At 32.4% G+C, this 13990-nt stretch carries 12 protein-coding genes and 1 pseudogene; 3 read left to right on the plus strand and 10 right to left on the minus strand.

The genetic code is table 11. From position 1 onward, the window contains the following. Nucleotides 1-8 precede the first annotated feature (8 nt). Entirely contained in the window at nt 9-950 is a 942-nt protein-coding gene (locus tag CD116_RS09060; protein ID WP_047448244.1) for a DHH family phosphoesterase, read from the minus strand. Nucleotides 951-1135: 185 nt separating this feature from the next. Then, nucleotides 1136-2434, minus strand: a complete 1299-nt coding sequence (locus tag CD116_RS09065; protein ID WP_047426202.1) for a CBS domain-containing protein — start codon at nt 2432-2434, stop codon at nt 1136-1138. A gap of 203 nt (nt 2435-2637) precedes the next feature. Between CD116_RS09065 and CD116_RS09070 the strand changes: the two genes are divergently transcribed. After that, nucleotides 2638-3051, plus strand: a complete 414-nt coding sequence (locus CD116_RS09070; protein WP_047426201.1) for a universal stress protein — start codon at nt 2638-2640, stop codon at nt 3049-3051. 258 nt (nt 3052-3309) lie between these two features. On the opposite strand, the gene CD116_RS09075 is transcribed toward CD116_RS09070, so the two are convergent. Then, entirely contained in the window at nt 3310-3999 is a 690-nt protein-coding gene (locus tag CD116_RS09075; protein WP_047548995.1) for a metal-dependent hydrolase, read from the minus strand. Between the two features lie 174 nt (nt 4000-4173). Between CD116_RS09075 and CD116_RS09080 the strand changes: the two genes are divergently transcribed. After that, nucleotides 4174-5229, plus strand: a complete 1056-nt coding sequence (locus CD116_RS09080) for a M24 family metallopeptidase (RefSeq protein ID WP_047532113.1) — start codon at nt 4174-4176, stop codon at nt 5227-5229. 206 nt (nt 5230-5435) lie between these two features. Here the strand turns inward: CD116_RS09080 and ald are convergent. Continuing rightward, a pseudogene (ald, locus tag CD116_RS09085) lies at nt 5436-6554 on the minus strand (alanine dehydrogenase). Nucleotides 6555-6694: 140 nt separating this feature from the next. On the opposite strand from ald, the gene CD116_RS09090 reads away from it, so the two are divergent. After that, on the plus strand, nt 6695-7195 hold the full coding sequence (locus tag CD116_RS09090; protein ID WP_000634175.1) for a universal stress protein: 501 nt from the start codon (nt 6695-6697) through the stop codon (nt 7193-7195). A gap of 287 nt (nt 7196-7482) precedes the next feature. Here CD116_RS09090 and CD116_RS09095 read toward each other — a convergent pair whose 3' ends face one another. The 6 genes from CD116_RS09095 to CD116_RS09120 form a co-directional block, all read right to left on the minus strand. Next, nucleotides 7483-8685, minus strand: a complete 1203-nt coding sequence (locus tag CD116_RS09095; RefSeq protein ID WP_047548992.1) for an acetate kinase — start codon at nt 8683-8685, stop codon at nt 7483-7485. 87 nt (nt 8686-8772) lie between these two features. Then, on the minus strand, nt 8773-9720 hold the full coding sequence (locus tag CD116_RS09100) for a class I SAM-dependent methyltransferase (RefSeq protein WP_047548989.1): 948 nt from the start codon (nt 9718-9720) through the stop codon (nt 8773-8775). Between the two features lie 126 nt (nt 9721-9846). Further along, nucleotides 9847-10341: a thiol peroxidase gene (tpx, locus tag CD116_RS09105; RefSeq protein WP_047548986.1), complete on the minus strand. Its 495-nt coding sequence runs from the start codon at nt 10339-10341 to the stop codon at nt 9847-9849. Between the two features lie 91 nt (nt 10342-10432). After that, a complete protein-coding gene (locus CD116_RS09110; protein WP_047532120.1) occupies nt 10433-11209 on the minus strand; it encodes a TSUP family transporter in 777 nt (258 codons plus the stop codon). Between the two features lie 43 nt (nt 11210-11252). Further along, nucleotides 11253-12476, minus strand: a complete 1224-nt coding sequence (gene thiI, locus CD116_RS09115; protein WP_047548983.1) for a tRNA uracil 4-sulfurtransferase ThiI — start codon at nt 12474-12476, stop codon at nt 11253-11255. Beyond that, nucleotides 12476-13624 (minus strand): cysteine desulfurase family protein, encoded by a 1149-nt coding sequence (locus CD116_RS09120; RefSeq protein ID WP_078101693.1) that lies wholly within the window; start codon nt 13622-13624, stop codon nt 12476-12478. Before CD116_RS09120 ends, thiI begins: the two co-directional genes overlap by 1 nt. Nucleotides 13625-13990 lie beyond the last annotated feature (366 nt).

The following is a 13990-nucleotide window of genomic DNA, read 5'->3' on the forward strand; positions in this document are numbered from 1 at the left end:
CCTTTCTGTTAATTGATTTTCCCACGTAAAGCTTTGGCTAATTGCTCAAACTCGTCCCAATTATTTACTGAAACGCCGGAAGCATTAGGATGTCCTCCGCCACCAAAATCTTGAGCAACATCATTGATAACTAATTGACCTTTAGATCGTAATCGACATCTTATTTCAGAACCTTCATCGACTGCAAATACCCATATTTTCAAACCTTTAATGTCAGCTATTGTATTTACAAATTGAGATGCTTCATTTGGTTGAATCCCAAATTCTTCTAGTACTTCTTGCGTGATTTTAACTTGACAAAAACCATCTGACATTAATTCAAAGTGTTGTAAAACATAACCTTGGAATGGCAACATTTTTGGATCTTTTTCCATCATTTTATTTAATAAAGCATTATGATTAATATTATGACTAATTAATTTACCTGCAATTTCCATCGTATGTTCTGAAGTATTATTAAATAAGAAACGTCCTGTATCTCCAACGATTCCTAGATATAATACACTGGCAATATCTTTATTAATGATAGCATCGTCATTAAAATGTGAAATTAAATCACAAATAATTTCGCTCGTTGATGAAGCATCTGTATTAACATAGTTAATATCACCATATTGGTCTACGGCTGGGTGGTGGTCAATTTTTATCAATTTGCTGCCTAATTCATATCGATTGTCGTCTATGCGTGGTGCGTTAGCAGTATCACAAACAATAACTAATGCTTCTTGATATGTTGCATCATCAATATTATCTAATTGACCGATAAAACTTAATGATGGTTCTTCCTCACCTACAGCATAAATATGTTTTTGTGGATATTTTTGTTGCAAATAATATTTTAAGCCTAATTGTGATCCGTATGCATCAGGATCAGGTCTAACATGTCTGTGTATAATAATCGTGTCGTTTTCTTCAACACATTTCATAATTGTATTCATAGTATTAATCATTTTCATTCTCCCTTTTTCTAGAAAAGTTAATTCGCAGGATGCGGAATAAGTATCATTAATGTTTTTAAAAATCATAAACTACTGCCGGTTTATATTTTGTGTTGCTGTACTTTCAATATACGTTTAATTCATTTTCATTATTTTTATTGTAAGCTGACTTTCCGTCAGCTTTTGTGTTGGAGGCCCTACACTTCTTCGAACATTTGGCATATGACTAGGGCGCTAGCTACTTTATCGTTGTGGCTATGCATGGTTACTTCTATTTTGGCGAAATTTCTTCCTACGTCTAGTATTCCGAAATCAACGGTGATATGTGATTCTATTGGTACTGTTTTTATATACACAATATTAAGGTTTTCAATCATTACGTTACCTTTTTTATATTTACGCATTTCATATTGTATTGTTTCTTCTATAATACTTACAAATGCAGCCTTACTTACTGTTCCATAATGGTTTATTAAAAGTGGTGAAACTTCAACAGTAATTCCTTCTTGATTCATAGTTATATACTTAGCAATTTGGTCATTAATCGTTTCGCCCATTTGGGGCTGTCTTCCTAGTAATTGCATAGACTTTAAAACATCTTGTCTATTGATTACACCAACTGTCTTTTTATTATTTGAAACTACAGGAATTAATTCTATACCTTCCCAAATCATCATGTGCGCACAGCTAGCAACTGTGCTCAATGCATTTACATAAATCGGATTACGTGTCATCACTTTATCTATATCATCGTCATCTTTGGTATTTATCATTTCTCGACTAGTCACAATACCAACTAATTTGAATGATTCATTAACAACAGGAAATCTCGTATGTCCAGTACGATTTGCCATCCTCTTATAATCTGCTATTTTCATCGTATCAAATAATACGGACAATTCATCTAAAGGCGTCATAATATCTTGTACAATTAAGATATCTTTTCGTATTTTTTGATTATAAAGTGCTTTATTAATAATATTTGCAACTAAAAAAGTGTCATAACTTGAAGATAAAACAGGCAAATCATGTTCATTTGCAAAATTAATAACTTTACTAGAAGGTTTAAATCCACCAGTTATTAATATAGCAGTACCTCTTTTCAAAGCTTCAATTTGTACATCTTCCCGATTCCCTACTATTAATAATGTTTTCGGTCCAATATATTTTAATATATCTTTTAGTTCCATTGCGCCAATTGCAAATTTTGATACCATTTTTGTGATACCTTTATTGCCACCTAATACTTGACCATCAATAATATTTACAATTTCATTAAATGTTAAGTGTTCAATTTCATTTCGATTACGCTTTTCTATACGAACTGTACCAACACGATCTATCGTTGCAACCATTCCCATTTTATCTGCATCTTTAATTGCTCGATAAGCCGTTCCCTCAGATACATTCAAAAATTTGGCGATTTTGCGTACCGAAATTTTAGAACCTATGGATAACGATTCAATATAATCTAAAATTTGTTCATGTTTTGTCATTCTTAACCTCTTCTTTTGGAACAGTATTAACTACATTATAACTTTATTTTGAATAAAAAGCATTGAAGTGAAATGAATAAATCAATGTTTAAGCTTTTTTATTTTTTAAATTAAACAACTTAAACAAAGATAGTAAAATCTTTAATTTTAAATGGAAAAATCCATTATTATTTATTAGAATGTAAGTGAGGAGGGATGTACAAATGTATAAAAATATACTACTTGGTGTAGACACTCAACTTAAAAATGAAAAAGCACTAAAAGAAGTGTCTAAATTAGCCGGCGAAGGTACAGTAGTCACAATTTTAAATGCAATTAGCGAACAAGATGCACAAGCATCAATTAAAGCTGGTGTACATTTAAACAAACTAACTGAAGACCGAAGCAAAAAATTAGAAAAAACGCGTAAAGCTTTAGAAGATTATGGCATTGATTATGACCAAATCATTGTTCGCGGAAATGCTAAAGAAGAACTTTTAAAACATGCGAATAGTGGTAAATATGAAATCGTCGTTTTAAGTAACCGTAAAGCCGAAGACAAGAAAAAATTTGTGCTTGGAAGTGTCAGCCATAAAGTGGCAAAACGTGCGACTATCCCTGTATTAATTGTTAAATAATCATTTTATCCAGAATCATTTACATCAAGACTTTATACTATTGTCTCAAAAATATGAATCGCTTTAGTAAATGTTAAGCATGATGATTCTGGATATTTACTTTCTAAAAATTGTTGCATGCTTATAATAAATCTATCTAATAACAATAATATCGAATTAAACAAGACAAATAACAACACTTGTTAATGTTATGTATCCAAAAACGTATACATAAATTAACAAGTGTTGTTTTTAAATTAAAGATGATTAAATTTCATTTTAAAACTGAACAGCTTCACCAGGTTTTAAAATTTGCACGTCCCCTACATTTACGGCATCTTTAAACTGTTGTGGATCTTGTTCAATTAATGGGAATGTATCATAATGAATAGGCACAGAAATTTTCGGCTTAATAAATTCATTAATTGCATAACTCGCGTCATCAATTCCCATCGTAAAATTGTCCCCAATTGGCACAAAACATACATCAACAGGATGACGTTTTGCTATTAATGACATATCACTAAATAGTCCAGTATCACCAGTATGATAAATCGTTTTTCCTTCTACTTCTAAAATAATTCCCATTGGCATTCCTAAATAAACTGGTATACCATTTTCATGCGTAAAACTTGAACTATGAAAGGCTTGAACAAACTTAACACTACCAAAGTCTAAATTTGCTTTACCTCCAATGTTCATACCATGTACGTTTTCAACTCCATGATATGAAGAAAGATAATCTGCCATTTCTGCACTTCCAACTACAGTTGCTCTAGTTTTCTTTGCCAATTCAACAACATCGCCAAAGTGGTCAAAGTGTCCGTGCGTTAATAGAATATAGTCTAATTTTAATGCTTCAATATTTAAATCAGACTTCGGATTATTTGAAATAAAAGGATCAACTATGACTTTTTTGCCGTTCCCTTCAAAATAAATCGTTGATTGACCATGAAATGATAACTTCATTTGAGTATCCTCCTATCAATTTCTATATGATTTTTGTACCCTTTTACTCCTTTATTATAACAAACTCTTTAATTTTAAAAATTGAAATTACCTAAAATGATACATCTTGATTTTGAAAAATGAAAAAAATTGGCATAGAATAAAAGTAATATCATGTTGAGGAGTGTTTATAAAATGACAAATATATCAAAAATTATTGACGAATTAAACAATCAGCATGCTGATGCAGCATGGATTACGACGCCTCTGAATATATTCTATTTTACAGGTTATCGCAGTGAACCACATGAAAGATTATTTTCATTATTGATTAAAAAAGACGGTACACAAGTACTGTTTTGTCCTAAAATGGAAGTCGAAGAAGTAAAAGCTTCACCATTTAAAGGTGAAATTGTCGGATATTTAGACACTGAAAATCCATTTTCACTTTATCCACAAACAATTAATAAACTACTTATAGAAAGCGAACATTTAACAGTTGCACGTCAAAAACAATTAATCTCTGGTTTCAATGTTTCTTCATTCGGAGATATTGATTTAACAATTAAACATTTGAGAAATATTAAATCTGAAGATGAAATTGAAAAAATTCGTAAAGCTGCTGAGTTAGCAGATAAATGCATCGAAATCGGGGTATCATATTTGAAAGAAGGTGTCACTGAACGCGAGGTCGTAAACCATATTGAACAAACGATTAAGCAACATGGTGTAAATGAAATGAGTTTCGATACTATGGTTCTATTTGGCGATCATGCTGCATCACCTCATGGCACACCTGGAAATCGTAAATTACAACAAAATGAGTATGTATTATTTGATTTAGGTGTAATTTACGAACACTATTGTAGCGATATGACACGTACGGTTAAATTTGGCGAACCAAGTCAAGAAGCACAAAATATTTATAACATTGTGTTAGAAGCAGAAACGTCTGCTATAAAAGCTATTAAACCAGGTATTGCCTTAAAAGATATTGATCGCATCGCAAGAAATATCATTTCAGAAAATGGTTATGGTGACTATTTCCCACATCGCTTAGGCCATGGTTTGGGTTTACAAGAGCATGAATACCAAGATGTATCAAGTACAAACACCAACTTATTAGAGGCCGGCATGGTTATTACAATTGAACCAGGTATTTATGTCCCAAATGTTACAGGTGTCCGTATCGAAGACGATATTCTTGTGACTGAAAATGGATATGAAATATTAACAAAATACGATAAATAATCTTCTAATTACTTTAAGAAAAAAGCTAGAAACTGACATAAAGAATTCAGTGATGATGTATATATGACATATACAAACTCATCTTAAGTTCATTTGCTGTTCGTTTCTAGCTTTTAATTTATCATTATTTAATTATCAATTACCAAGGAGATTTAAGCGTCATTCTTTGAATACTAGAGACATATTCCCTTTTCATTGAATCATATTTATAATCGTAATGCCTCATCAACCGTTTTATACTCTATTCCAAAAGCATCTGCAACACCTTTATTTGTTACTTGACCTTTGTAAGTATTTAACCCTAATGATAAAGGTTGATTTGATTTAAATGCTTCTCTAAAACCTTTATTAGCTAACATTAAAGCATATGGTAATGTTGCGTTGTTTAAAGCTAACGTTGAAGTACGTGGTACAGCGCCAGGCATATTCGCAACTGCATAGTGAACTACTCCATGCTTAATGTAAGTTGGATCATCGTGTGTTGTAATTTTATCTGTCGTTTCAAAAATACCACCTTGATCTATTGCTATATCAATGACAACTGAACCTTTTTTCATTTGTTTTATCATATCTTCGGTTACGAGACGTGGTGCTTTGGCACCTGGAATTAACACAGCACCTATTACTAAATCACTATCTTTAACATATAACTCAATATTCAATGGATTAGACATAATTGTATGTACTCGACCATCAAATAAATCATCTAATTGTTGTAATCGCTTTGGATTAACATCTAAAATTGTAACATCTGCGCCTAATCCTAGTGCAATTTTAGCTGCATTTGTTCCTGCTTGACCACCACCAATAATCGTGACCTTACCTTTAGGAACACCTGGAACGCCACCTAGTAAAATCCCCATACCACCATTGAGTTTTTGTAAGAACTCTGCGCCAACTTGAGCTGACATTCTGCCTGCCACCTCACTCATTGGTGACAATAACGGTAAAGATCGGTCTGGTAATTGCACAGTTTCATATGCAATACTGATTACTTTTTTATCTATTAAAGCCTGTGTCAATTTTTATTCATTTGCTAAATGAAGATAAGTGAACAATACTAGTCCTTCTTTAAAATATGGATATTCTGATTCAAGTGGTTCTTTAACTTTAATGACCATGTCCACATCCCAAACTTTTGCTTGTTCAGCAATGATCTCAGCACCTGCTTCTTTGTAATCTGTGTCTTCAAAGAATGATCCTGCTCCGGCATTAGTTTCAACCAATACAGTATGCCCACTTTCAACTAAAGCATGCACACCACTTGGTGACAAACCTACTCGATTTTCATTATTTTTAATCTCCCTTGGTATACCTATTTTCATACCATCCACCTCCATAATCATCTTAACGCGAACGTTTTGAAAGCGCAATCAAAAATCCACAAAATTGTAAAGGTTATTACACTGACTTTTCCGAAAATTGTGGTAAAATAAAAGTAAGAAAGAACAAGGAGGCACTTACTATGATTACTTACAAAAATATTTTAATCGCAGTTGACGGTTCACATGAAGCGGAATGGGCATTTAACAGAGCAGTTGGTGTTGCTAAACGTAACGATGCGAAGTTAACAATTGTGAATGTAATTGATTCAAGAACATATTCTTCATACGAAGTTTATGATGCTCAGTTTACTGAAAAGTCTAAGCATTTTGCAGAAGAATTATTAAATGGTTATAAAGAAGTAGCTACTAACGCTGGTGTTAAAGATGTAGAAACACGTCTAGAGTTTGGTTCTCCTAAATCTATCATTCCTAAAAAGCTTGCACATGAAATTAATGCAGACTTAATTATGAGTGGTACATCAGGTTTAAATGCCGTTGAAAGATTTATTGTTGGTTCAGTATCTGAATCAATCGTCCGTCATGCACCATGTGACGTGTTAGTTGTTCGTACTGAAGAGTTACCAGCAGACTTCCAACCACAAGTTGCAACAACTCAATTACGTGAAAAATATCAAAATTAAATATAACTGATTGTATAGTATATTCAAGATAGCATGGCCACACAATAACTATTTAATCATTTTGAACCAGGTGCAAGATTCATAGCACTTGGTTCTTTTTTATTTTATTGAAGTGGCAACTTTTAATAACCTTCCTTCACACATTTACTTTCATAAAATATTAAATTTTACAAGAGCATTTAAAATTACCTTAATTATGAATGTTTTTAGTTTCCGGACATTCAATAAAAAACGCCTATCACCTATATAATTTTATAGGAGATAAGCGCTTATTTTTTATATTAAAATTATTTCAAACCACCGAATGTCATAACATCACGAGCAATCATACTCTCTTCATCTGTTGGAATAACGACAACTTTAACAGGTGAATGAGGATAGTTGATAAATCCTTCTTTACCACGTTGTAAGTTTTCATTTTTCTTAGGATCCCAGTATACGCCCATGAATTCTAAGCCTTCAAGAACTTTCTCACGAATTTCTACAGAGTTTTCGCCAATCCCTGCAGTAAACACGATAACATCTACACCGTGCATTCTTGCTGCATATGAACCAATGTATTTGTGAATTTTAGAAGCAAATACATCTAAGGCCATTTGTGAACGTGCTTTACCAGATTCTGCCTCTTCAGATAAATCACGTAAATCACTAGAAGTACCTGATAAACCTAATAAACCAGATTCTTTATTTAAAATTTCTAATACTTGTTCAGCTGTTTTACCTGTTTTTTCCATAATAAACGGAATTAAGGCTGGGTCAATATTACCAGAACGCGTACCCATTGTTACACCTGCAAGAGGTGTGAAGCCCATTGATGTATCAATAGATTTACCACCATCAATTGCAGCAATAGATGCACCATTTCCAATATGACAAGAAATGATACGTAAATCTTCAATAGGTTTGTCTAACAATTCAGCTGCTCTTTGTGATACAAATTTATGACTTGTACCATGGAAACCATACTTACGAATACCATAGTCTTTATAATAATGATATGGCAAGCTGTATAAATATGCTTTTTCAGGCATAGTTTGATGGAATGCTGTATCAAAAATTGCCACATGAGGGATATTTGGTAATAATTTACGGAATGCACGGATACCCATTAAGTTTGCTGGGTTGTGAAGTGGTGCTAATTCGCTTAATTCTTCAATTTCTTTTTCAACTTCATCAGTAATAGCTACTGATTCAGGGAATTTTTCACCACCATGTACAACACGGTGTCCAGTTCCATCAATATCATTAATATCATTAATAATATTGTGTGCTTTAAATGCGTCTAACATGATATCTACCGCTTCTACATGGTCTTTGATATCTTGTACTGTTTTAACTTTTTCCCCGTTGACTTCAATTGTAAAAATTGAATCCTTCAATCCGATTCTTTCTACTAATCCTTTTGTTACTAATTCCTCTTCGGGCATTCTAATTAATTGAAATTTTAATGATGAACTACCAGCGTTGATAGCCAAGATTAATTTTGACATAAGTAATGATCCTCCATCGTTTGCTTTTTATACTATTTCATTTTTCATTTTATCATTCATACAGTTTTATGACTATACTATTACAGATTATTTTTTAGGACGATTTGTGTCCATCCATTGATTTAACTCAGTCATAAATCCTTGGAATTGTGAAGGATTTTTGAAATCAGGTATATTCGCTAATAATACTTCAACTGGCTTTGTTTCCCCCGATTTTTTCTTTTGTAAAATTAATATGGATTTTCGTGCTTTTTCATTTTTAAATAAAGTTGGTGGCAAATTTAAAAATGCTTGCATTTCTGTCTCTGTTGCAATAAATTTTTCAAGCTGTTTTACATGTTCACCTTCAAATATATTACTTGGTACTACTAAAAAGGCATATCCAGAACCTTTTAAAGTATTAATTGCCTGCTCAATTAATAAGTAATGTGAGTAACTGTGTCCTTCTTCAAATCCTAACTTAAATTCTTTACTTCTCTCATCAAGTGGATAATATCCTACTGGAAAATCACCAATCACGACATCAGCCTCTTCTATCGGTAAAGGCATAATTGCATCTTGTGGATAAACATCAAAAGGTATTTCTAAAAAGTTAGCTAAATGAACACTTACGCGTGACAATACTGGATCAACTTCAATTAAATGATGCATCACAGCTATTTCAGGCAACACTTCATTTACAGTTGCACTTAGATGTCCCGCACCACTTGCGATATCAACGATATGCAACTCTTGTTGATTATTCATAAATCTTTCAACTAAAAAACCTAAAATAAGCCCTATAGAATCTGGCGTAATTTGATGATTTGCTTGTATCTTTTCTTCTTGCATTAAACTTAAATATGCAAATTGAAATGCTTTACGTCTATCCTGTAATGTTGCTTGTTCTAATAATTCTCTATCATTGGTATAAACTTGTTCCATTGCCAATCCTAGATTTTCAATAAAACTTTGTCCATTTTCATTATTTAACGCTTTAGCTTTTTCATCTAATGTATGAAATAAGCGTTCCATAATTGTTTGTTCTTCTGCCATATCGTCGACCCTCTCCAATAAAAAGTGCCCATTGGTCTGTAACAAGCATAGAAAACAATCCTATTGTAATGCTGTTGACATCGATGGACACTAAGTATAGATTTAAAAAACTATTATCTTAAACACTTAAATATTTTTGTAAGCAGCTAAAGCAGAATCAAAGTCTGGGAAATCAGTACCTTCACTTACAATTTCTTTATAAATGACCTTATTATCTGCATCTAATACAAACACTGCACGAGCTAATAAGCGAAGTTCTTGCATAACAACACCAAAGTTTTCACCAAAAGATAAATCACGGTGATCACTCAATGTAATGACGTTGTCCAAACCAGCTGAAGCACACCATCTTTTTTGTGCGAATGGTAAATCAGCTGAAATTGTTAATACAACACCATCTTCTTTAGAAGCTTCAGAATTGAATTTACGTGTTTGTTGATCACATACACCTGTATCAATTGATGGTACTACACTAATCAATTTCTTTTTACCAGCATAATCTGCTAAAGTTACTTGATTTAAATCATTATCTAATACTGTAAAGTCAGGTGCAATGTCACCAACATTAATTTGTTGCCCTATTAAGTGGATTGGACCACCTTTGAATGTAATTTCAGTCATAATTTTGACCTCCTACGAATTAAAAGTTCTAATCTTATCATACGCAATTAAAAGTCAGATTACAATTTTCAAGCATTAATCAAAAGAAAATTTAATTTGATACAAATTGTTGAATATAATCAAAAGCATTTTTTAAAATTAAAATCGCAGTAACAATAATAAATAAAACTTTTACATAACTAACACCTTGTTTAATCGCAAAATGAGCACCTGCATAGGATCCGATTATCATACTTACAGCCATAACTAAACCTATTATATAATCCACTTGCCCTAGTATCATAAATAATACAAGTGCACCAATATTTGATGCAAAATTCAATACTTTGGCATTTCCAGCAGCACTCAAAAAATCAAATCCAAAAAGTAATAATACAAACAACATAAACGACCCTGTGCCGCCACCAACAAAACCATCGTAAAAGCCTATTAAAATAAATAACCCCGCAAACAATAATGCTTTCTTAAACGTGAAATGTGTAAATGTGCGAGTATTTCCCCAATCTTTTTTTAACAACGTGAAAATAAACACTGATGAAAGGGCAATAATAATTAATGGCTTTAATACCTGAGACGGTATCATTGTTGCAATAATAGCACCACAAGCAGATGCTAAAAATACAAAACCAAATAACTTTGATACGACCTTTAAATCTACATTACCTGACCTTAAAAACTTAATCGCACTAGTTAATGAACCAAATGAACTCGCTAATTTATTGGTACCTAATGCAATGGATGGCGGCAAACCAATTGCCAATAATGCTGGCGTTGAAACCAATCCTCCACCACCTACAACTGAATCAATAAATGCTGCTATAAAACCAAAGACTATAATGATTAGAATCATCGTTAAATTTAAATCCACAGTTAAACATCCCCTTATGTTTATTGTCTGTCTCTAATTTTAATTATAAAAAGTCTTTTATTAAATCGTCTGTTTGTTGTTCTTTTGAAGTTTTATAATCACTAGTAATTTCTAGAGTTTCAATATTTTCAACTGCACGATCAATCATTTCTTCAAAATCAAAAATACTTTCGTATTGAACAACTTTATCAAAGTTTGGTTCAGTTACTGGATTTTTAGGGGTGAATATCGTACAACAATCTTCAAATGGTTGAATTGATGTTTCAAACGTACCTATTTCCTTAGACTTCACAATAATTTCTTCTTTATCATATGTTAATAAAGGACGTAGTACAGGTGTAGAAGTAACATTATTAATTGCATACATACTATGAAGTGTTTGACTTGCAACTTGTCCTAAATTTTCACCATTTACAATAGCCAGTGCACCAATTTGATGTACTAATTTGTCAGCAACTCTCATCATCATACGTCTTGTTGATGTCATCGTGTATCTAGGATGAACAACTTTATTCACTTGTTTTTGTAATTCTGTAAAAGGAACAATGTGTAATTTAATTGGACCAACACGTTCAGCTAAGATACGCGTAAGTTCGATAACTTTTTCTTTCGCTTGTTCACTTGTAAATGGCGGACTATGAAAATGAATGGCCTCAATCGTTACACCGCGTCTCATTACTTCCATTCCAGCCACTGGTGAATCAATTCCACCTGATAACATAAGTAAAGTTTTACCACCTGTACCTACAGGCAAGCCACCTGCACCCGGTACAATTTCTTCATACATGTATATTGCATCTAATCTAACTTCTACTCTAATTTCGTGATCTGGACGCTTTACATTAACTGAAATATTTTCAATCTGCTTCAAAACTGCACCACCCAATTCACGTTGCAACTCATACGTATCCATTGGGTAATTTTTATCGGTACGCTTTACATCAATTTTAAATGTACTACCGTTATCGAACGTTTGTGCAAATTTGATTGCTGCTTCACTCATAGCTTCTAAAGTTTTTTCGATTTTTAAAACAGGACTAATTGATTTAATACCGAAAATTTTTGATAAACGATACGTGATTTCGTGTATATCAGCATGTTCTTCTAATTCAATATACATACGGTCTCGCTTACCTTTTACAACAAATCCTTCAAGACCTTTTAAAGATTGATGAACATTATTTCTTAATTGATTTACAAATTTCTTTCTATTTGAACCTTTTAACGTTAGTTCCCCATATCTAACAAGCAAGTGGTCATACTTCATTATTTAAGCAACTCCTTAATTTCCTCATATATGATGATGAATATTTCTTTGAATTTTTCAATATCTTCTTTAGTTGTAGTGGCACCAAATGATAATCGAATGCTACCTTCAATTTCCTTGTCTGATAACCCCATTGCAGTCAGCACTTCATTCAACTTATTACGCTTTGATGAGCAAGCACTAGTTGTTGATACCATAATGTCATATTTTGAAAATGCATTTACAAGTACTTCACCTTTCACACCAGGAAAACTAATGTTTAAAATAAATGGTGAACCATTTCTAGTCGAATTTATATAAACACCTTGAAAAGATTTGAGAAATTCCCTAATATTTTCATTTAAAGATGCTACATAATTGTGCAAAGCATCACGATTATCATTTGCTATTTTCATTGCTTTAACTAAAGCAATATCGCTAGGTAGATTAATTGTACCGCTTCTCATACCATATTCCTGACCACCGCCTTGAATAATCGGCTCGATATTTTGAATATGTTTAACTAACAATACACCTTGTCCTTTTAAGCCATTAAATTTATGACCACTCAAACTAAGACTATCCACATTTTTAAAATCTACCGGAATTTTTCCGAATGCCTGCACAGCATCCACATGAAAATGCACTTTCGGATATTGTTTTAAAATTTCAGCTATTTCAGCAATTGGTTGGATTTGTCCAGTTACATTATTTACGTACATACACGTAACTAGACCGACTTTATCGGACATTAATTCATTAAAGTGTTGTAAATCAATACTTCCGTCTTTCGTCACATCAACATATTTCACTTTAAATCCTTCGTGTTCTTCCAAATACCTAACAACTTCTAATACAGATGGATGTTCCAATACCGATGTAATAATTACATTTGCTGTATCGAATTTGCGATAAGCGACGCCTTTCAGCGCAATATTATTTGACTCTGTAGCTCCGCTTGTAAACACAACATCATAATTCTTGTTGGCATTCACCATTTTATTAATTTGAACTTTCGCTTGCTGTAGTAATTGATCTGCTTGTAAACCAGCTTTATGCGGACTACTAGGATTGAAATACATTGATTGATTTACTTTTAAATAAGTTTCTAACACTTCTTCAAATGCTTTCGTCGTTGCCGCATTATCGAGATATATCAAAATAAACACTTCTCTTTCATTAATCATCAATCGTTTAAAATTGTTTTTACTCAAGCATTATACTATTATCACACAAAAAATAAAGGTTATCAGGTAAATTAATCATATTTCTACTTATTTATTTTCAATAAAAATAGTCCTTAAATGGTTTTATTTATAATTTGGAATGCATTGTCATGTAGAATTTATTCTGACATCAAATTATACTTCAATTAAAATACTACAGTGATAATCTAGTGACTTTCATCTATTTTATTCTGTGGGTGGATACAATCACACAGAATAAATAATCTTGCTTATTGTCCACGCTAGACAAGAGCACTAAATCAAAACCACCCGTGTGAACGGGTGGTTTGTTCTACGGCTATAAGCCTT

Source organism: Staphylococcus schweitzeri, assembly GCF_002902405.1.
Lineage (GTDB): Bacteria > Bacillota > Bacilli > Staphylococcales > Staphylococcaceae > Staphylococcus > Staphylococcus schweitzeri.